The sequence below is a fragment of the Streptomyces sp. NPDC029044 genome, assembly GCF_040637495.1.
Classification (GTDB): domain Bacteria; phylum Actinomycetota; class Actinomycetes; order Streptomycetales; family Streptomycetaceae; genus Streptomyces.
Map to the genome: position 1 here is coordinate 48,311 of NZ_JBEZWN010000015.1, position 19,949 is coordinate 68,259.

18 protein-coding genes and 1 pseudogene are annotated in these 19,949 nt (G+C 71.6%); 7 read left to right on the top strand and 12 right to left on the bottom strand.

The features are described from left to right. Nucleotides 1–114: 114 nt before the first annotated feature. From AB0E85_RS15550 to AB0E85_RS15565, 4 genes are read left to right on the top strand one after another with little or no spacing between them, the layout of a single operon-like run. Entirely contained in the window at nt 115–1,218 is a 1,104-nt protein-coding gene (locus tag AB0E85_RS15550) for an ABC transporter substrate-binding protein (RefSeq protein WP_361926655.1), read from the top strand. A 49-nt stretch (nt 1,219–1,267) separates the two neighbouring features. Next, nucleotides 1,268–2,056, top strand: a complete 789-nt coding sequence (locus AB0E85_RS15555) for an ABC transporter ATP-binding protein (protein WP_184556049.1) — start codon at nt 1,268–1,270, stop codon at nt 2,054–2,056. Beyond that, complete coding sequence (locus tag AB0E85_RS15560; RefSeq protein ID WP_361926659.1) at nt 2,043–2,939, top strand: ABC transporter permease; 897 nt, start codon at nt 2,043–2,045, stop codon at nt 2,937–2,939. The genes AB0E85_RS15555 and AB0E85_RS15560 overlap by 14 nt, the downstream gene beginning before the upstream one ends. 5 nt (nt 2,940–2,944) lie before the next feature. Beyond that, nucleotides 2,945–3,685: a sirohydrochlorin chelatase gene (locus AB0E85_RS15565; protein ID WP_361926662.1), complete on the top strand. Its 741-nt coding sequence runs from the start codon at nt 2,945–2,947 to the stop codon at nt 3,683–3,685. A 24-nt stretch (nt 3,686–3,709) separates the two neighbouring features. On the opposite strand, the gene AB0E85_RS15570 is transcribed toward AB0E85_RS15565, so the two are convergent. From AB0E85_RS15570 to AB0E85_RS15580, 3 genes are all read right to left on the bottom strand, one after another. Continuing rightward, a complete protein-coding gene (locus AB0E85_RS15570) occupies nt 3,710–4,537 on the bottom strand; it encodes a GvpL/GvpF family gas vesicle protein (RefSeq protein ID WP_361926665.1) in 828 nt (275 codons plus the stop codon). A 181-nt stretch (nt 4,538–4,718) separates the two neighbouring features. Then, entirely contained in the window at nt 4,719–5,093 is a 375-nt protein-coding gene (locus tag AB0E85_RS15575) for a nuclear transport factor 2 family protein (protein WP_361926668.1), read from the bottom strand. After that, nucleotides 5,086–5,634: a DUF1697 domain-containing protein gene (locus tag AB0E85_RS15580; RefSeq protein WP_361926671.1), complete on the bottom strand. Its 549-nt coding sequence runs from the start codon at nt 5,632–5,634 to the stop codon at nt 5,086–5,088. The genes AB0E85_RS15575 and AB0E85_RS15580 overlap by 8 nt, the downstream gene beginning before the upstream one ends. Nucleotides 5,635–5,974: 340 nt before the next feature. On the opposite strand from AB0E85_RS15580, the gene AB0E85_RS15585 reads away from it, so the two are divergent. Further along, nucleotides 5,975–8,227 carry an MMPL family transporter gene (locus AB0E85_RS15585; RefSeq protein WP_361926674.1) on the top strand — a complete coding sequence of 751 codons (2,253 nt, stop codon included), beginning with the start codon at nt 5,975–5,977 and terminating at the stop codon, nt 8,225–8,227. A gap of 147 nt (nt 8,228–8,374) precedes the next feature. On the opposite strand, the gene AB0E85_RS15590 is transcribed toward AB0E85_RS15585, so the two are convergent. Then, nucleotides 8,375–8,692: a hypothetical protein gene (locus AB0E85_RS15590; RefSeq protein WP_361926677.1), complete on the bottom strand. Its 318-nt coding sequence runs from the start codon at nt 8,690–8,692 to the stop codon at nt 8,375–8,377. A gap of 200 nt (nt 8,693–8,892) precedes the next feature. Between AB0E85_RS15590 and AB0E85_RS15595 the strand changes: the two genes are divergently transcribed. Next, nucleotides 8,893–9,843, top strand: coding sequence for a zinc metalloprotease (locus AB0E85_RS15595; RefSeq protein ID WP_361926680.1), 951 nt, complete (start codon nt 8,893–8,895; stop codon nt 9,841–9,843). A gap of 26 nt (nt 9,844–9,869) precedes the next feature. Here the strand turns inward: AB0E85_RS15595 and mgt are convergent. The 5 genes and pseudogenes from mgt to AB0E85_RS15620 all read right to left on the bottom strand — a co-directional run bounded on the left by mgt (nt 9,870) and on the right by AB0E85_RS15620 (nt 15,196). Next, nucleotides 9,870–11,148: pseudogene (gene mgt / locus AB0E85_RS15600) on the bottom strand (macrolide-inactivating glycosyltransferase). Next, nucleotides 11,121–11,900 (bottom strand): ErmE/ErmH/ErmO/ErmR family 23S rRNA (adenine(2058)-N(6))-methyltransferase, encoded by a 780-nt coding sequence (gene erm, locus AB0E85_RS15605; RefSeq protein WP_361926683.1) that lies wholly within the window; start codon nt 11,898–11,900, stop codon nt 11,121–11,123. The pseudogene mgt and the gene erm overlap by 28 nt, the downstream one beginning before the upstream one ends. Nucleotides 11,901–12,171: 271 nt before the next feature. Next, entirely contained in the window at nt 12,172–13,452 is a 1,281-nt protein-coding gene (locus AB0E85_RS15610) for a sugar ABC transporter substrate-binding protein (RefSeq protein ID WP_361926686.1), read from the bottom strand. Continuing rightward, the gene (locus AB0E85_RS15615; RefSeq protein WP_361926689.1) at nt 13,452–14,285 is read right to left on the bottom strand and encodes a carbohydrate ABC transporter permease; all 834 of its coding nucleotides are present in this window, start codon (nt 14,283–14,285) and stop codon (nt 13,452–13,454) included. The genes AB0E85_RS15610 and AB0E85_RS15615 overlap by 1 nt, the downstream gene beginning before the upstream one ends. After that, nucleotides 14,282–15,196: a sugar ABC transporter permease gene (locus AB0E85_RS15620; protein ID WP_361926819.1), complete on the bottom strand. Its 915-nt coding sequence runs from the start codon at nt 15,194–15,196 to the stop codon at nt 14,282–14,284. The genes AB0E85_RS15615 and AB0E85_RS15620 overlap by 4 nt, the downstream gene beginning before the upstream one ends. Nucleotides 15,197–15,394: 198 nt before the next feature. On the opposite strand from AB0E85_RS15620, the gene AB0E85_RS15625 reads away from it, so the two are divergent. Beyond that, nucleotides 15,395–16,261, top strand: coding sequence for an aminoglycoside phosphotransferase family protein (locus tag AB0E85_RS15625; RefSeq protein ID WP_361926692.1), 867 nt, complete (start codon nt 15,395–15,397; stop codon nt 16,259–16,261). 113 nt (nt 16,262–16,374) lie between these two features. On the opposite strand, the gene AB0E85_RS15630 is transcribed toward AB0E85_RS15625, so the two are convergent. From AB0E85_RS15630 to AB0E85_RS15640, 3 genes are all read right to left on the bottom strand, one after another. Next, the gene (locus AB0E85_RS15630; protein WP_361926695.1) at nt 16,375–17,097 is read right to left on the bottom strand and encodes a 3'-5' exonuclease; all 723 of its coding nucleotides are present in this window, start codon (nt 17,095–17,097) and stop codon (nt 16,375–16,377) included. Nucleotides 17,098–17,228: 131 nt separating this feature from the next. Beyond that, on the bottom strand, nt 17,229–18,470 hold the full coding sequence (locus AB0E85_RS15635; protein WP_361926698.1) for an SAV2148 family HEPN domain-containing protein: 1,242 nt from the start codon (nt 18,468–18,470) through the stop codon (nt 17,229–17,231). A gap of 102 nt (nt 18,471–18,572) precedes the next feature. Further along, a complete protein-coding gene (locus AB0E85_RS15640; RefSeq protein WP_361926701.1) occupies nt 18,573–19,895 on the bottom strand; it encodes a copper amine oxidase in 1,323 nt (440 codons plus the stop codon). Nucleotides 19,896–19,949 lie beyond the last annotated feature (54 nt).

Here is a 19,949-nt window from a genome sequence, read left to right on the forward strand (position 1 = left end):
ACGCGCACTGCCCGCGCGCCCGCACCCCCCACCGCCGTAGACGAAAACCTGCCGACCTCCCGGCCACGACCTGAGAGACCGTGACCGCCGGGCCTGGTGAGAGGACCACCTCCCGTGCCTGCTCCATCCGCTCTGCGCCGCGGTTTCGCGGTCATCGCCGCACTTCCCCTGCTCACGCTGGCCGCCTGCGGCTACGGCTCCCAGGCCAAGGACGACGGCGCCGCCAAGGTCGCCGCCGGGGCGAAGAAGATCGACGGTCTCGACAAAGTCAGGATCGGCTACTTCGGCAACCTGACCCACGGCACCGCTCTGGTGGGCATGCAGAAGGGCTTCTTCCAGAAGGCCCTGGGCGCCACCGAGGTCGAGCCGGCCGTCTTCAACGCCGGCCCTTCGGAGATCGAGGCGCTCAACTCCGGTTCGATCGACATCGGCTGGATCGGCCCGTCGCCGGCGATCAACGGCTACACCAAGTCCGCGGGCAAGAACCTGCGCATCATCGGCGGTTCGGCGTCCGGTGGTGTGAAGCTGGTGGTCAACCCGGACAAGGTCAAGTCGCTGAAGGACGTCAAGGGCAAGCGGATCGCCACCCCGCAGCTCGGCAACACGCAGGACGTGGCGTTCCTCAACTGGGCGGCGGAGCAGGGCTGGAAGGTCGACCCGCAGAGCGGCAAGGGTGACGTCACGGTCGTCCGCAGCGACAACAAGGTCACCCCGGACGCCTTCAAGGCCGGTTCGATCGACGGCGCCTGGGTGCCGGAGCCGACCGCGTCGAAGCTGGTCGCCGAGGGCGGCAAGGTGCTGCTCGACGAGTCGACGCTGTGGCCGGACAAGAAGTTCGTGATCACGAACATCATCGTGCGGCAGGAGTTCCTCAAGGAGCACCCGAAGGTCGTCGAGGCCGTGCTCAAGGGCTCGGTCGAGACCAACAAGTGGATCGACGCCAACCCGGACGCGGCGAAGGAAGCGGCGAACGAGCTGCTGGAGGAGGAAACCGGCAAGGCGCTGCCCGCCGAGGTGCTGGACCCGGCGTGGAAGTCGATCCGGTTCACCGACGACCCGCTGGCCTCCACCCTCAACACCGAGGCGGAGCACGCGGTGAAGGCGGGTCTGCTGGAGAAGCCGGACCTGAAGGGCATCTACGACCTCGCGCCGCTGAACAAGGTCCTCAAGGCCGAGGGCGAGCCCGCGGTCGACGACGCCGGTCTCGGCGTGAAGTAAGCCCGCGTCCCGAAGCCGCATTGTGAAGAGTTCCCAGGAGGTGACGACCATGGCCACGACCCTCGCCAAGGCCGCCGACGGCACCGAGTCGGCCACGCACGCCGCCCGGATCGACCACGTGTCGAAGTCGTTTGCGGGCCCCGCCGGGCAGCAGCTCGTCCTGGACGACATCACCCTCGATGTCGCGCCCGGAGAGTTCGTCACCCTCCTGGGGGCCTCGGGCTGCGGAAAGTCCACGCTGCTCAACCTGGTGGCGGGTCTGGACCGCCCCAGCGCCGGCGAGATCGCCACGGACGGCCGTCCGGCGCTGATGTTCCAGGAGCACGCGCTGTTCCCGTGGCTCACCGCGGGCAAGAACATCGAACTCGCCCTGAAGCTCCGGGGCGTGCCGAAGGCCGAGCGCCGGGAGCGGGCCGAGGAGCTGCTCGAACTGGTGCGGCTGAAGGGCGCGTACGGCAAGCGGGTGCACGAGCTGTCGGGCGGTATGCGCCAGCGCGTCGCCCTGGCGCGTGCCCTCGCCCAGGAGAGCAAGCTGCTGCTGATGGACGAGCCGTTCGCGGCGCTGGACGCCATCACGCGGGACGTGCTGCACGACGAGCTGACCCGCATCTGGCGCGAGACGCAGGTGTCCGTCCTGTTCGTCACGCACAACGTGCGCGAGGCGGTCCGGCTCGCGCAGCGCGTGGTGCTGCTGTCCTCCCGTCCCGGGCGCATCGCGCGCGAGTGGACGGTGGGCATCCCGCATCCGCGCCGTATCGAGGACACCGCCGTGGCGGAGCTGTCCGTCGAGATCACCGAAGAACTGCGTGGGGAGATCCGCCGTCATGGCCAGCACTGATTCGACGACCGTCGCCAAGGACGGCAACGATCTCGCCGGGCTGGAGGCGGGCCTCGACGCGCTGGAGACGCGGCAGACGAGCCGGACGCCGTTCCGGCAGACCTTCACCCAGAAGATCCTGCCGCCCGTCCTCGCCGTCGCGCTGGTCCTGGCGGTGTGGCAGGCGCTCGTCTCGTTCAAGGTCGTCGACGACCCGACCAAGCTGCCCGCGCCGTCCGCGGTGTGGGACGTCGTCCACACGGCGTGGCTCCAGGGCGAGCTGCTCGGCTACATCTGGACCAGTGTCTCGCGCGGCCTGCTCGGCTTCTGCTTCGCCCTGCTGATCGGCACGCCGTTGGGCCTGATCGTGGCCCGGGTGAAGTTCGTCCGCGCGGCGATCGGCCCGATCCTGTCGGGCCTTCAGTCCCTGCCGTCGGTCGCCTGGGTGCCGCCTGCGGTGATCTGGCTGGGCCTGAACAACTCGATGATGTACGCGGTGATCCTGCTCGGCGCGGTCCCCTCCATCGCCAACGGCCTGGTCTCCGGCGTCGACCAGGTGCCCCCGCTGTTCCTGCGCGCGGGCCGCACACTCGGCGCCACGGGCCTGAAGGGCACCTGGCACATCGTCCTGCCCGCCGCCCTGCCCGGCTATGTGGCGGGCCTGAAGCAGGGCTGGGCCTTCTCCTGGCGCTCCCTGATGGCCGCCGAGATCATCGCGTCCTTCCCCGACCTCGGCGTCGGCCTCGGCCAGTTGCTGGAGAACGGCCGCAACGCCAGCGACATGGCCATGGTGTTCGAGGCGATCCTGCTCATCCTCATCGTCGGTATCGCCATCGACCTGCTGATCTTCAGCCCGCTGGAGCGGTGGGTGCTGCGCAGCCGCGGCCTGCTGGTGAAGAACTGAGTCCCATGACGAACAAGCCCGTTCTCCTCGTCATCGCCCACGGCAGCCGCGACCCGCGGCACGCCGCGACGGTGCACGCCCTGGTACGCCGGGTGCGCGCGACGCGTCCCGACGTACGGGTGGAGACGGGCTTCCTGGACTTCAACGTCCCCTCGGTGCAGGGGGTTCTGGAGTCCCTGGCGGTGCAGGGCGTGCGCGACGTCGTCGCGCTGCCCCTGCTCCTCACCCGGGCGTTCCACGCGAAGGCGGACATCCCCGCGGTCCTCGCGGACGCGCCGCCGCAGCTGCGCATCCACCAGGCGGACGTCCTCGGCCCCTCTCCCCTGCTCCTGGCGGCGCTGGAACGGCGCCTGTACGAGGCGGGCCTGACGCCCGCCGACAAGTCCTCGACCGGGGTCGTCCTGGCCTCGGCGGGGTCCACCGACCCGGAGGCGATCGCAGTGATCGCAGAAATCGCGCGGGAGTGGCGGCACACCGGTTGGTGCGCCGTGCGGCCTGCGTTCGCCTCCGCATCCCTGCCCCGCACCGAGGACGCGGTCCGCGAACTGCGCGCGCTCGGCTGCTCCCGCGTCGCCGTCGCCCCGTACGTCCTGGCCCCCGGCTTCCTCCCGGACCGAATCGCCCGGGGCGCGGCACAGGCGGACGTCCTGGCGGACGTCCTGGGCCCGGCGCCGGAGGTGGCGCGGGTGGTGCTGGAACGGTACGAGGCGGCACGGATGCCGTTGCGGTCGGCTGTGAGCGCCTGATACGTCAGCCGGACGGGCCGACCGTCACGCCGCCGGTTCCTCGTGGGGTTCCGGCTGGAGGGCGAAGGAGTACGGGGCCCAGGGGCCGGTGATCTCCACGCGGAGGCCGGGGACGCCCTGGGCGGCTGCGAGGATGCCCGCGCGGAAGGCGACGACGCGGTCGGCCGGGACGAGGTAGGCGTCGTTGGCGACGTTGGTGCCGGGGGCCGTGCCCGCCAGGCTGCCGCGCTCGGGGGTGTGGGAGACGCGGTCCACGGCGAGGGCGCCGGCCGTGTCGGTGAGGCGGGCCGCGGCCAGGGCGACCGTGCGCCACGCCTCCTCGTTCCGGCGCTGTCTGCGGCGGCGGATCACCTGGTAGGCGCGGCCCACCCCGAGGCCGGTGACCGGGTCCTGCACGGGCTCCGGGTCTGCCTCGGGCGGGGTGATGTCCGGCGCCGCGTAGATCTTGACGCCGAGTTCGACATGGCCCGTGAGGCGGTCGAGCAGGGAGAGGAAGTAGCCGCGGCGGGTGTCGAGCGCCTGCCGGGCGCGGTCCACGTCCGGGTAGACGGTGGCCAGGCGCAGGGGCAGCACGGCGGCGCCGGAGGCGACCAGGGCGGCCACCACCGCGTGGTGGGTACGGACCGTGGACTCCAGCCAGTCCACGTCGTGCAGATGGGCCTGGAGGGGGATGTCGTCGTAGTCGGCGGGCGGGACATGGCCGATGGCGAAGGCGAGCTGGTGGCCGCTGACGGCCGGGGCGACCAGGTGGATCGGCTCTCCGGCGACACCGCGCAGGTGGGCCGTGGCCGCCGCGGCCTCGGGGGTGCGGCGCAGGACCGCGTAGGTGTAGACGAGGTTCGTGTCGCTCATGACTGCGGGCTCCTGTCGGTGGCCGTGCGATTCCTCTCGCGAGACTCCGTTCTAGTGCCGTCCGTGGGTAGGTACGCAGCGGACGGCGGAGGTGTTCACAGGAACGACCGACGGGTCGGCCCGGCCCCGGAGCGGAGGACCGGACCGGCGTCGTGCACGCCCTGCCCGGGGAACCGCCGGGTCACGTCGCCCGTGCGCTGAACGGGGTCGCCTGGTGGAACCAGAGCAGCCAGCGGCCCTCCGTGCGCCGCCACAGCGAACTGCGGTGGGCGCGGCTGCCGTCGTACTCGGTGTCGTAGGTGAGGTGGACCAGGTCCGGCGCGAGCTGTACGCCTCTCAGGGCGGAGACGGCGACGGTCTCGGCGCCGGAATCGGCGGTGGCGGCCAGGGAGGCGATGATGGCGGCCCGGCTCCAGTGCCGGCCGGAGGCGCCGAACTCGTGGAAGTCGGGGTGCAGCAGCGCCCCGACCCGCTCGGGCGACCGGCGGACCTTCGGGGTGAGCAGGGCGAGTTCGCCCTCCATCGCGGACTCGACGGCCGGGTTGCGTTCAGGCACCTGTCATCTCCACCAGCTTGACGACGGTGTTCCAGTTGCGGGTCGTGGCGATCACGCCCTTGTTGATACGCGGCTTCGACAGGTGTTCGGCCAGTTTGGAGCGGCCCAGACCGTTCGGGGCGTACAGGTACAGGGCCCGGTCGCCGAGGCGGAACTCCTCGGGGAGGTAGGCGTCCTGGTCGATCCCGGCGAAGCGGTCGTGGGTGACGGGCGCGGAGAAGTAGGTGACGTGGAGCTGCTTGGGCTCCAGGTCGGCGGCCGGGAACGGGCAGGCGCCCGCGATCGCCTTCAGATAGGCGTGGTCGCGCACGATCACGTCGACGCCGAACCCGAAGCGCTTCTCGATGGCCTGCGCGATCTCACCGGCCAGGGCGTCCTCGCCGACGCGGCCGGAGGAGAACACGGCCTGGCCGCTCTGGAGGTAGGTGCGGACGTCGTCGTGGCCGAGGTCCGTCAGGAGCGTGCGCAGGTCGGCCATGGGGACCTTCCTGCTGCCGCCCACGTTGATGCCGCGCAGCAGGGCCGCGTATGTCGTCGTCATCCGCTCACGATAAAGCGGCCGTCGTGCCCCGTGGGGGTGGGCACGACGGCCGCCGCGGGCAGCTGCCCGGCCCCGTAAATTACTCACCCGTCTTCGCGGGGCACAACCGTCTGCCCAGGATCCACACACCCGAGGAGACCGAAATGTCCGGCGATAGGTGTAAGGGGCCGCAGTCCGTGAGGGTCCTCCCCAGTGGGGAGAGAGCTCGCGCCATGGGGATGAGTCCGGGCCCCGCCGGTTCACCGGACAGCACGACGAGATGGCCTTATCCGGCCCATACCTTCGAAGCGAAAGGGGGCGGCAGGGGGCCGCCACCGCATCGTGAGGGGGCAAGCCCGTCATGGGGAACGGAGACATACGGGTGCGGGGCCTGGCCGCCCGGGCCGGCGGCTGGAGCGCCCGGCACCGATGGGCTGCCGTCGGTATCTGGGTGCTGTTCGTCGTCCTGGCGATGGGGCTCGGTTCGGCAGCGGGCCGGGTCGACGTCAAGGACAGCGACCAGCTGAAGGGCGAGACGCACACCGCCGCCCGCATCATCGAGGACGCCGGGATCGACGAGCCGGCCGGTGAGACGGTGCTGATCCAGGCCAAGGGCGGTGATCTGAAGGCGACGGACGCCGAGTTCCGGAATGCCGTCGAGGCCGTCGTGCGGGCTGTCGAGGAGACCGGCCGGGTCACCGAGGTGACTTCGCCGTACGACACGAAGACGATCTCGAAAGACGGCCGCAGCGCGCTCGTGCAGTTCGACATGCGCGGCGAGGCCGACACCGCCGGCGAGCGGGTCGAGCCGGTGCTGAAGGCCGTCGAGGGCGTGCAGCAGGACCATCAGGCACTGCGGATCGAGGAGATCGGCGGCGCCAGCATGATGAAGACGTTCGCCGACGCGTACGGCGACGACTTCAAGAAGGCGGAGTACTCCGCGGTGCCGGTGGCCTTCGGCATCCTGCTGATCGCGTTCGGCGCGCTGGTCGCGGCGCTGCTGCCGGTGGTGCTGGCGATCACCGCGATCATGGCGACGATGGGTCTGATGGGCGTCGTCAGCCATGTGATGCCGATGAGCGACACCGCGAACTCCGTGATGCTGCTGGTCGGTCTGGCCGTCGGCGTCGACTACTGCCTGTTCTACCTGCGCCGCGAGCGCGAGGAGCGCGAGGCCGGCCGGGACGCGCAGACGGCCCTGAGGATCGCCGCGGCGACCAGCGGCCGGGCGATCGTCGTCTCGGGTGTCACGGTGTGCGTGGCGATGGCGGGCATGCTGTTCACCGGCCTCGCCGAGTTCGAGGCGATGGGCCTGGCGTCACTGATGGTGGTGGCCGTGGCGATGGTGGGGTCCGTGACGGTGCTGCCCGCGCTGCTGTCGCTGCTCGGCGAGCGCGTCGAGAAGGGCCGCATCCCGTTCCTGGGCCGGCGCAAGCGGAGCGGCGGCGGTCAGGACAGCCGGTTCTGGACGGCCGTGCTGCGGCGCGTCCTCGCCAGGCCGGTGATCGCGGTGGCGGTCGCGACCGGAGCGCTGCTGGCCATCGCTGCTCCCGCGCTCGGCATGAAGACGCAGCAGCTCACGCTGGACCAGGAGTTCGGCGACTCGCTGCCGATCGTCCAGACGTACAACCGGCTCAACGAGGCCTTCCCGGGCGGTTCCGAGCCGGCCGAGGTGGTCGTGAAGGCGGACGACATCAACGCGCCCGAGGTGAAGTCCGCGCTCGCCGACTTCCGTGACCGGGCGATCCGTTCGGGAGCCTCGCGCGGCCCGGTGGAGATCAAGCTGCACGACGCGCAGAACATCGCGTTCGTCTACGTCCCGCTCGTCGGCGGCTCCGATCTGGACAAGGCGGGCGCGAGCCTGGACAAGCTGCGCGACGAGGTACGGCCGGCCACGCTCGGCAAGGTCGACGGGGTCGAGGCGCCCATCACCGGTCAGGTCGCGGGTTCCGAGGACTTCAACGACCAGCTGGCGGGCGCCGTCGTCCCGGTGTTCGCGTTCGTCGTGGTCTTCGCCTTCGCGCTGATGCTGCTGTCGTTCCGCTCGCTGACCATCGCCATCACGTCGATCGTGCTGAACCTGCTGTCGGTGGGCGCCGCGTACGGCATCCTCGTCGCCGTCTTCCAGCACGGCTGGGGCGCTTCCCTGGTGGGCGCGGAAGGGGTCGGCGCGATCATCACGTGGCTGCCGCTGTTCCTCTTCGTCATCCTGTTCGGCCTGTCGATGGACTACCACGTGTTCGTCGTCTCCCGGATCCGCGAGGCGCGGCTGCGGGGTCTTGCGACGAAGGACGCGATCCGGCACGGCGTGGTCACCACGGCCGGGGTGGTCACCAGCGCCGCGGTCATCATGGTCGCCGTGTTCGCGATCTTCGGGACGCTGTCCATGCAGTCCATGAAGCAGATGGGCGTCGGCCTCGCGGCGGCGGTGCTCATCGACGCGACGATCATCCGGGGCGTGCTGCTGCCGGCCGTGATGGCGCTGCTCGGCGAGCGCAACTGGTACCTGCCGAAGTGGCTGCACCGGCTGCCGGACCTCACGCACGACGAGACGCCGCAGGCGGTCGCCGCACCGGCGGCGCGGAACGACGAGGGCGAGCCCCTCAAGGTCTGATCTCCGCGGCGGGAACAAGTGGCCCGTTGGTTGCCGGGGCAACCGACGGGCCCTTCGCCGCCCCTCGCCAGGCGCCCCCTCGTCAGGTGCGCCCACGCCAAGTGGCCCGCGTCAGCCCCCGGGCAGGCCCGTGTCGGGCGTCCCTCCTCAGGTCAGGCGCCGCACTTGGAGGACGTCCGTGCCGCAGCGCACGATCTCCAGCTCCCGGTCCGGGCGGGTGCCGCCGAAGGTGAGCGCGATGCGGTCCTCCGGCAGGAGCCGCCAGCGGCCGGGCACGGCGCCGGGGGCGTCACCGCGTCCCAGCGGATGGTCGACGAAGGTGCCGTCGGGTGCGAACTCCATGCCGCGGCGCCCGCGCGCGGGCGGGAACGCGAAGTCGTCGGGCCGGTAGACCCGCACGTCCTCGTGGTCCTCCTCGTAGGAGTGGAGCCACGAACGGAACAGGTCCGACGAGGGCTCTCCCATGACCCGGCCACCTCACTCACCCGAAGCCGTCCACATTGCCGCTCTTATGCCGAAGTGACTAGAATTATCAGTGTATGGGTTCGGAGGGAACGGGCAACCGAACGCTCCGCCCGGCGTCGCCCGGCCCTCGCGGCGCGTGACACACGCGCAGTTCCGCAGCCGCGTGCGCGGCACACCCCAGCTCCTCCGAGGGGCAAGCCATGTCCGATGCGCAGGCATTCCTTCGCGCCACCTCGCCCGACTACAGCCGCTGGTGCGGCGCAATGGAGGTGCACCGCAGACTCCTCACCCTGAACCCGGAGTACGCCGAGAACCGGGCCCTGATCGAGAACACCGCCTTCGCCTACGAGTCGATGGACCAGGTCACCGCCCGCCAGGGCCTCATCGACATCCCCGTCGTGGTGCACGTCGTGCACAACACCCCCGAGCAGAACGTGAGCGAGGCGCAGATCCACAGTCAGATCGACGTGCTGAACCGGGACTTCCGAGCGACGAACCCCGACGTGAGCAAGGTGCCGGCGGTCTGGAAGGACCTGGTGGCCGACGCGCGGCTCCAGTTCCACCTCGCCCGGACCGACCCGCTGGGCCGCCCCACGGACGGCATCACGCGGACCCGGACCACGAACACGGGCTGGGACACCGACGACCTGGTCAAGTTCAGCCTGAGCGGCGGTCAGGACGCCTGGCCGGCGGACATCTACCTGAACCTCTGGGTCTGTCAGCTGCGTCGCGGGCTGCTGGGATACGCCCAGTTCCCGGGCGGCGCCGCCTCCACGGACGGCGTGGTCGTCACGCACACCGCCCTCGGCACCACCGGCACCGCCACGCCGCCCTTCGACGGCGGCCGCACGGCCGTGCACGAGATCGGGCACTGGCTGAACCTGCGGCACATCTGGGGCGACGACGACGAGGGGTGCAGCGGCAGCGACTTCGTCGCCGACACTCCCAACCAGGCCGGTGCGAACGCCGGTTCGCCGACCTTCCCCCATGTGACGTGCGGCAACGGGCCCGACGGCGACATGTTCATGAACTACATGGACTACACCGACGACGCCGCGATGTTCATGTTCACCAAGGGTCAGTCGGCGCGCATGGACGCCACGCTCGACAACGCCCGTCTGACCCTCACCCGTCAGGCCGTCGCGGTGTGACGACGGCCTGACGCGACGGGGCGGCTTCAGCGCCTGCGGGCGGCCAGTTCGGCCTCGATGAGGTCGGCGGCGCGCCCGGTGCCGCCCTCCTCGGCGGTCCGCGCCTGGAGTTCCTTCAGGCGGCGTGCCACCTCGGGGTCGCCGGTCAGGGCGAGGGCCGCGGCGCGCAGGGCCTCCCCGGTCGCCTCCTCCGTGGGCAGGTACCGGGCCACACCGAGGCCTTGGAGCATCTCCGCGTTGCCGAACTGGTCCACGGCCTGCGGTACGGCGATCATCGGCGTGGCGGTGGCGAGACCCTCCTGGCTGCCGCCGGCGCCCGCGTGCGTGACGAACAGGTCCGCCTGCCTGAGGATCGCCAGCTGCGGTACCCAGGTGCGTACCTCGACGTTGGCCGGGACGTCCGCGAAGCCGGCCGGGTCGACGTGCTTGCCGACCGAGAGCACCAGGTGCCAGCCGGGCAGGTCGCCGAACGCCTGGACGCACTCCCGGTAGAAGCCGGGCCGTTTGGTGAAGGCCGAGCCGAGGGAGACGAGCGCGACCTTCTCCGCGCCGGCCGGCCGTCGCCAGTCACCCTCGGCGGTGCGGTCGCCCTGGCAGGCGCCGACGAAGGAGTACACCCGCTCGTCGACGCGGTCCGCGTTCGGCTGGAGCGCCTTGGGGAGCAGGACGATCGAACGGCCGGGCCGGCCCGCGAAGTCGTCGGGGTGCAGGGTGATCCCGTTCTCCTCCAGCCAGGCATGGAAGCGGGCGTAGTAGGCGCGCCCCCGCTCGGTCTTCTTCGGCTCCTCCCACAGGGGCCGGGCGACCTCCTCCTCGTACCCCTCCCAGGCGACCATGGCCGGCGAGAGGGAGACCGCGGGAACGCCCCAGCGGTGGGCGAGGACCCGGGCCGGGTAGGAGGCGATGTCGTGCAGGACGAGGTCCGGCTCGTCGCCCTCGTAGGCCGCGATCAGCTGCGGGAGGGCCTGGATCGCGTCGTCGAGGAACGGCTCCACGTTGTCCAGCAGTGTGTCCCCCCACGCCGCCGGGTCGTCGTCGGGCGAGGGCAGCGTGGACGTCCAGGGCTTCACTTCGGCGCCGGTGCCCGCCACCTTGTCCGCGAAGACGGGCGGGATGGCGTAGGTCACCCGGTGGCCGCGCGCCACCAGCTCGCGGATCACCTCCAGGCTCGGGTTCACGTGGCCGTGGGCGGCGATGGAGAACATGGCGATGTGCGCGCGACTGGTCATGCGCCCGACCGTACGCGAGACGAGACGTCTCGTGCAACCTCTGTGTGTCTACGAGGTCAGGACCTCGTGCAGGCACAGCCACCGTGCGGGGGCCACCTCGCCCACCAGCACGTCCGGGTCCAGCCGTGCCGCCCGGAACGCGGCGTCCACGCGCCTGATCGGATGGGCCCTGCGCAACGAGGCGTGCAGTGAGCCGCCCACCCCGGAAAAGCCCAGCTCGACGAGGGACCGCCAGCTGTGGCGGGCGCCGTCGTCCAGCAGGGGGGTCCCGCGCCGCTCCACGCGGAGCACGCCGGCGTCCACGCGCGGCACCGGCCGGAAACTGCGCCGGCCGATCCGGCCGAGCAGCCGCCATTCGAAGCGGGGCCAGCTCCGGACCGTCAGCAGCGTCCAGCTGCCGTAGTCCCCGGTGCGTTTGCGGGCGTATTCGAGCTGGGTGAGCAGGGTGGCGTCGGTGAGGGCGGGGGCGCGCAGGCACCAGTCGACGACGTCCGCGGTCCGGGAGAACGGCACGTTCCCGGCGACCGAGAAGGCCGTACGGGGCGGACGCGCGGCCAGGAAGTCACCTTCGACGACCCGCACCTGCGGGGTGCCGGAGAACCGGGCCCACAGCACGGGCACGAGCCGCGGGTCGATCTCGTACGCGCGCAGCTCCTGGCAGCGCGCGGCCAGCGGGGCGGTCAACGCGCCCTTGCCCGCGCCGACTTCGAGCAGCAGCGGGACGGAGCCGGGCCGTGGGACGGCGAGCCGGGCGAAGCGCTCCGCGGCGGCACGGTCGGCGAGGAAGTTCTGCGAGAGGGCGCGGGAAAGCGCGGTGGGGCGGGCCATGGCCTGCGGGTCCTTGTCTTCCGGAAGGTGGAGGAGGGCGGACGGGGGCCCTGACCGGAAGACAGGTGGGAACGAGGGGGCGGAACGCGCAGCGCCGGGCTCAGTGGCTCAGCGGGCGTGTCTCCCCGGGCCGGTCAGGGCTCCAGGGCGGCGGCGCGTCCTGACGGCGTGCGCGCAGCCCCGGGCGTGACCGGAGATGTAGATCGCGTTGATACCCACGAGCAGCACGCTAGGCGGCGCCGTGCGGGCGGGCAACGGGTTTTCCGGCGGGTCAGCGCTGATAGCGGGCGAGCACCAGGTTGCCGTCCTCCTCCAGCCGTTCGCGCAGTTCGCCGAGGCCGATGGCTCCGCTGTAGTACTCCTGAAGGGCTGGGGTCGCCACCTTGTCCTTCCACTCGGGGTAGCCCCGGACCGTCTGCGCGGGGGCCGGGCGCAGGTGGGCGGCGAGGGCGGTGCCGGTGGCCCAGCCGTGCCGCGCGGTGCGCAGGGCGGGGTCCTCCAGCGCCTGCGTGCCGGTGGGCAGCATCCAGTCGCCGAGGGCGAGGCGGACCATGTTCTCCGGCCGCAGCAGGAAGTCGAGGAACTGTGCGGCCTCCTTCTTGTGCGGGCAGTCCTCGGCGATGGAGAGGGTCTGGGGGCTGACGCCCTGGGTGAGTCCGGCGGCGCCCGCCGGGGCGGGCAGCACCTGCCAGTCGAAGCCCTTCGGGGCCTGCTGGACGATCTGCTGCCGGTAGGAGAAGCCGAGCGGGACCATCGCGTACCGGCCGCCGAAGAAGCCGGGCAGGGTGTCGGAGCCGCCGCTGCCCAGGGTGGTGGGCGAGGCGCTGAGGTCGGTGTTGGCCTGGTCGTGGATGGTGCGCGGCACCGTCCGGTCGGCGTCCTCGAACCGGACCGTCACCTTGCCGTCCGGCCCACGGTGGAAGAGCCGGCCGCCCTCCGACAGGGAGAGGTTGAGCGTGGCGGAGACGGGTTCCTTCAGCGGCCAGGCGACACCGTACTTCCCCCGGCCGCTGAGGCGTTCGGTGATCCGGCGGAACTCGGCCCAGCTCCACGGCTTCTCCGGTGTCGGGATCCGCACTCCGGACTTCCTGAGCCAGGTGGCGTTGGCGATCAGCACACGCGGTTCCTGGAGGAACGGCACGCCGTAGACGCCGTCCCCGAAGGTCGTGGTCTCCCAGCTGCGCCGCGGGATGTCGGACCTCAGCCGCGCGGGCAGCAGGCCCTGGAGGTCGGCGAGGTAGCCGCCGTAGGCGAAGTCCGCGAGGTCGTCGGAGGCGTCGTGGATGATGTCGGGGGCCTCGCCGCCCTCGAAGGCGGTGAGGAGTTGGTCGTGGACGCTGTCCCAGGTGCCCTGGACGTACTCGACCCGGACGTCCGGGTGGGTGGCGTTCCACTCCTCCACCAACTGCTTGTTCGCCTCGACGGACTCCTCCTGCCAGGCCAGGGACTGGAAGCGCAGGGTGATCCGGCCGTCGTCGCGGGTGCCGCCCGAGGAACAGCCGGCAAGGAGCAGCAGCAGGGCCAGGACCGTGGCCGGCAGGCGTGCGCACATCAGCTCTTCACCGCCCCGGTGAGCATGCCACCCGTGATCCGCCGCTGGATGAGGGCGAAGACGACCAGGGAGGGCAGGGTGGCGAGGAACGCGGCCGCCGCGAGCGGGCCGAGGTCGGCGACGCCCTCCGCGCCGATGAAGTGGGTGAGCACCACGGGAAGGGTCTGTTTCTCCGGTGTCTTGAGGAGCACGAGTGCGAAGAAGAACTCGTTCCACGCGGTGATGAACGCGAACAGCGCGGTCGCCACGATGCCCGGCGCGAGCAGCGGCGCGGTCACCGACACCAGGGTCCGCACCCGGCCCGCCCCGTCGACCGCCGCGGCCTCCTCCAGTTCGGGCGGCACGGCCCGTACGTACCCGGCGAGCATCCACAGCGCGAAGGGCAGCGCCCACACCACGTACACCAGCACCAGCCCGGGCACGGAGTTGATCAAACGGAGGTTCTTCAGCACGAGGAACAGCGGGATGATCAGCAGCACGAACGGGAATGCCTGGCTGACCACCACCCAGCCGGTCACCGCCTTGGCGAGCCGGGTGCGGCGCCGGGCGACGACGTAGGCCATCGGCGTCGCGATCAGCACGGCGACGACGGCCGCTGCGAGCGCGGCGAGCAGGGAGTTGAGCGCGGCCTGGAGCAGTGGCTGTTCGTCGAAGGCCTGCCGGAAGTTGCCGAGGGTGGGGTCCTCCGGAATCCACGTCCGGTGCAGGCTGCCCAGCTCGCGCGGCGGCTTGAACGCCGTGGAGAGCAGCCAGAGGAACGGGAAGGCGAGGAAGACGAGGTAGGCGAGCAGCGCGGTGTACTGGCCGAGGCGCGCCGGGCGGCTGGTCCTCACGTGTCGTCACCTCCCCTGAGGCGGCCGGCGAGGAACACGGCCAGGGCGATCGAGATCCCGGCCACCATCACGCAGCCCATGGCCGCCGCGTAGCCGAACTGCCCGTAACGGAAGGCCTCTTCGTAGGCGAACAGCATGGGCAGTCTGGTCCGGCCGCCCGGTCCGCCGTTGGTCAGGACGTAGACCAGGGCGAAGGAGTTGAAGTTCCAGATGAGGTTGAGCGCGGTGATGGCGAGCGCGATGGGCCTCAGGGCGGGCCAGGTGACCGTGCGGAAGCGGCGCCAGGCGCCCGCGCCGTCGACCGCCGCCGCCTCGTGCAGTTCGCGTGGGGTGTTCTGGAGCCCGGCGAGCAGGGCGACCGTCGTCTGGGGCATGCCCGCCCAGACGCCGACGACGATCACGGCGGGCAGTGCGGTGGCCAGCCCGCTGAGCCAGTCCCGGCCGCCGCCCAGGCCGATGTCGCGCAGGGTCTCGTTGAGGATGCCCGCATCGGGGTTGTAGACGAGCCGCCACATGATGCCGACGACGACCTCGGGCATGGCCCACGGGATGATCGCGAGGGCCCGGGCCGCCCACCGCAGCCGCAGGTCCTGGTTGAGCAGCAGGGCGAGACCCAGCGCGAGCAGGAACTGCGGCACGGTGACGCCGACCGCCCACAGCAGCCCGATCCGGAACGACTCCCAGAACAGCGTGTCGTGCAGCAGGTCCCGGAAGTTGAGGGCGCCGATCCACCGGGTGGGTGCGGTGCGGCCCGACTGGGCGTCGGTGAAGGCGAGCAGGATGCCGTACAGCAGCGGCCCGACGCTGAGGACGAGGATCGGGATCAGAGCGGGCAGCACCAGGAACCAGGCGCCGTGGTCGACGGCGTTCCGGGGACGCTCCCGGCCGGGTCCGCGGCCGGCCCGCCGCACCGGTGGCGGAGGGGGCGACGCCTCGGTCACCGATGTCACGGAATCAGCCCCTTTGCACGCTCGGCCGGCCTGGTCATGCTCGTGAAGGCCGTGTGCCTCGTCAAGGCACCGCGTACGCCGTCCGACCTGTGCCGATGCGACACTGACCGGTGGATGGCCGGAACCCGACGGTCGAGGCGTGGACGACGGAGGCGGACGATGGACGAGGCGCGGGCGCGGGACGTACTGGCGGCGGCAGGGGTGCTGCCGCCCGGTGCGGCCGGGGAGGCGCGGTTGCTCGCCCTGGGCGAGAACGCGGTGTTCGCCGCCGGTGACCTGGTGGTCAAGGTCGGCCGCGGTGCCGAGCTCCTGGACCGGGCGCGCCATGAACTGGAGATCGCGGTGTGGCTCGCCGAGGCGGGCGTGCCGGCGGTGCGGGCCGCCGAGCCGGAGGCGCTGCTCGCCGACGGGCATCCGGTGACGGTGTGGCACCGGCTGCCGGATGCCGTACGGCCCGCCGAGCCGCGGGATTTGGCCGAACTGCTACGGGTCGTGCACGCAACGCCCCTTCCTCCCTTCGACCTTCCGGCCCGTGACCTGCTGGGCGGTGTGGAGCGGTGGCTGCGGCTGGCGGGCGACGCGGTCGATCCCGCGGACGCGGCGTTTCTGCGCAAGCGGCGGGACGGGTTCGCCGCCCGGGCCGCCGCGCTCACGCCGCATCTGCCGCCGGGGCCGATCCACGGGGACGCGCTGCCGCGCAATGTGCATGTCGGGCCCGACGGGCCCGTGCTGGTGGACCTGGAGACGGTGTCCGCGGATCTGCGCGAGCACGATCTGGTGGTGATGGCGCTGTCCCACGACCGGTACGGGCTCGGGGACGAGGCCTACGCGTCGTTCACCCGGACCTACGGCTGGGACGTGCGCGAGTGGGAGGGCTGTGGTGTGCTGCGCGGGGCCCGGGAGACGGCCAGTTGCGCCTGGGTCGCCCAGCACGCGCCGGGCAACCCGAAGGCGCTGGCCGAGTTCGAGCGGCGGGTGCGGTCCCTGCGGGACGGCGATGAGACGGTGCGGTGGTATCCGTTCTGACCGCCCGCGTGAACGTCTGACCGCCCAGTCGTCCGCTCACCCGATCGACGGTCAGGCGCCTCCGCCGGCGGGCACGCCCCTCAGACCGGCTCGTCCGCCGCCGGGCAATCGCCTCAGACCGGCTCGTCCGCCAACTCCCGCAGCGGCCACGTCCCGTCGACGGAGGCGGTCGGGTCGCCCTTGCCGCGCAGGAACGCCTGGAAGTCCGCCGCCCACTGCGCGTACCACTCGATCTGGCGGCGGTGCAGGGCCGCCGGGCCGAGCATCGCGATCTTGGGGTGGCGGTCGGCTATCGCGCCGGCCAGGCGGGCCGCCGCCAGGGCGTCGGCCATGGCGTCGTGGGCGGCGTCGAGGACGACGCCGTACTCGGCGCAGACCGCTTCGAGGTTGCGTTTGCCGCGGCGGTAGCGGTCGACCCAGCGGTCGATGGTGTACGGGTCGATGACCGGGGCCGGATCCGCACCGCCCAGGCGCTCGCGCAGGGACGGCAGGCCGTGCCGTCGCAGCTCCGCGGAGAGCAGGGTGAGGTCGAAGGCCGCGTTGTAGGCGACGACCGGCACACCCGTCTTCCAGTAGGAGGTGAGGACGTCGGCCAGGGCGTCCGCCACCTGGTCGGCGGGTCTGCCCTCGGCCGCCGCGCGCTCGTTGCTGATGCCGTGCACGGCCACCGCGTCCTCGGGGATCGGCACTCCCGGGTCGGCCAGCCATTCCCGGCGCCCGATCGGTTCCCCGCCCCTGACCTCGATCACGGCTCCCGTGACGATGCGCGCCTCACGCGGATCGGTGCCCGTCGTCTCCAGGTCGAAGCCGACGAGCAGCTCCCGGTGCCAGCCCATGGGCGGTCCCCCTTCTTGTGGTGCGTTCCCCCAGTGGTCCCCACCTTCCCACGCACCACTGACAATCAGAGGATCGCGTTCCGGTTGCCCGCGGCGGCGAGCCCGGGAACCACCGTGCCGCACGGCACAGTTCAGGACACGGGCCGCGAATCCGCCCACATCACCTCGAACTCCTCACGGTAGGTGGGGAAGAGGCCTGCTTCGTCCACCTCGCCCGGCTTGACCACCTTGCCGCTGTTGCGCAGCACGAACACGGGCGCCTCCATGCCCCGGGTGCGGCGCAGATAGCTCTGCACCACTGCGATCCCGTCCGCGCCGTCGCCGTCCACGAGATACGCGGTGAAGCGGGGCGTCTCGTCGAAGACCTGGATCTCGAAGGCCCCCGGGTCGCGCAGCCGGGCGCGCACCCGGCGCATGTGCAGGATGTTCATCTCGACGGCCCGGCTGAGCTCGCCACGCTTGATGCCGAGCTCCCGCTCGCGGCGCTTGACCGCGCTGGAGGCCGGGTTGAGGAACAGCAGCCTGACCCGGCAGCCCGACTCGGCCAGCCGCACCAGACGCCGCCCGGAGAAGTTCTGCACGAGCAGGTTGAGGCCGATGCCGATGGCGTCGAGGCGGCGGGCACCGCCGAAGATGTCCTCGGCCGGGAACTGCCGCATCAGCCGCACCCGGTCCGGGTGGACGGCGACCACGTCGGCGTACCGGTCGCCGACCAGGTCCTCGACCGCGTCTATGGGCAGCCGGCGCGCCGACGGCACGTCACCGCCCGCGCCGAGCATCTCCAGCAGCCGGGCCGAGGCGCGCTCGGCCTGGTTCAGCACGGCCTCGGACAGGGCCCGGTTGCGGGAGACGACGTTACGGGTGACCTCCAGCTCGTCCAGGGCGAGCTCGACGTCCCGGCGGTCGTCGAAGTACGGCTCGAAGCAGGGCCAGTGCTGCACCATCAGTTCGCGCAGCTGGGGCAGGGTGAGGAAGGAGAGCACATTGTCGTCGGCCGGGTCGAGCAGATAGCCCTTGCGGCGGCTGACCTCGCGGACGGCCACCGCGCGCTGCACCCACTCCTGGCCGGCCGGCCCGGCCGCGGCCACCACCCAGTCCTCGCCGTGGACGGGTTCGTAGACGGGCCGCAGCACGGCGGCGACGACCGCGCGCAGCCGCTGCTCGACGAGGTTGAGCCAGATGTAGGCCCGGCCGGCCCGCTGGGCGCGGGTGCGCACCTCGCGCCAGGCGTCGGCGTCCCAGTCCAGTTCCGGGCCGATCGAGCCCGTCGCGTCCATCGGCCGTGCCAGGGACACGGCACCGGTCGGGACGTCTGTGGAGTTCCCCTCGTGACCCTCGTCACCAGGGGGCAGCTCCAGCCCTCCCGAGCCCACCCGCGCACCGCCTTCCGCTCCCCCGAGCACTCCCCTTGTCAACGATCAAGGAAGGGTACTCCGGGAGCGGTCGGCGGTGCAGCCGGATGGGCAGGGTCGATCTCAACGACGGGGCTGCCAGTGCCCGTTCTGCCAGCCGAGCTCGGCCGGAGTGAGCGGATTCATCGCGGTGACGTCGCGCGGGGCGATGGAGAAGCCCTGCCAGTGGACGGGCATGGGCTGCTGGTCCTCGTCCCGGGCTATGTGGTGGAAGCCGATGTTCATCCAGACCACCGGGTGGGTCAGGGTCTGTCCGTTCACCCACTTGTCGACCGACTTCCCGGCTCCGGGGCCGCAGTTGCCGGGGTTGTGGCTGGCGAACAGTTCGCACTTGTTGTACTGCGTGACGTACAGGTCGTGCTTGGTGTAGCTGCGGCCCGGGTACTTGGTCGTGGGTCCGGGGACGATCTCGTAGGAGCGCGCGTGTCCGTCCTTGTTCTTGCCGGTCGCGCTGACCATGCGCCACCAGCGGTAGGCCTTGCTGTCCCCGGCCAGTTCCTTGGTCACCTTGGTGCGGGTGGTCTTGGTGGTGGGGGCGCGCTGGCCGCGGGTGGGCGCGCTCACGGTGGAGTCGTACTGCTCGACCTTGTTCTTCGTGGAGCCGTCCAGGGCGAAGTCGAGCCGCCAGAAGGCGTTGTGGCTGTGGCTGGTGGACTTGGCGCTCGCGCCCTTGCCGATGGGCCAGCCGCGGCCGTCGCCGGCGTCGTAGTCGTCCCAGGACAGGCTGCCGGTGGCGCCGACGTTCATGGTGATGGCGCCGTCGTCCTGGAAGCGCCACTCGGTCATGTACTCGTACCAGCCGACCTGGTTGACCGTGTAGACGAGGAGGTCCTTGCCCTGGGCCTGGAAGACCTTGTTCGCGGTGTCGCCCTGCATGCGGTAGGCGTGGCCGCGGGAACGGGTGGTGGTGCACAGGCCCTTGACGTTCGGGTCCTCGTTCCAGGAGTCCGGGACCTTGACGGTCTTGATGGTGCCGCCGGGGCACTCGCCCGGTGCCAGGTTCATCAGGCCCTGGGCGAAGTCGAAGCCGGTGAGGTCGTCGTACTCGATGTTGCCGTCGTCGTAGGGGACGTGGATCTGGCCGAGCCGGGCACTGTTGAGGACCCTGATCGGTTTGGGCTCGCCCTTGGGCTGGTACGAGATCTTCTCCAGCACGAGGCCGGCCTTGCCGTCGTAGCGCCAGCACATCCGCCAGGTGGTTCCGGAGGAGAGCTTCTGCTCGATGCGGTAGGCGGCGCTGCACTCGGCGGCGGCCGGGGCGGCGGGGGCGGCCTTCGGCTGGGCGGTGGCCGGTCCCGCGCCGGCCGTGGCGCCGGCGGCCAGCGCGGCCACGGTCAGGCCCGCGGCCACCCGGGTACGGGCCTTGGTGTTGCTGTTCACGCGCATGACGAGATGACTCCCTGACGAGGAGGAGCGGGGTGGACGGGTGAGCGAAGAGGG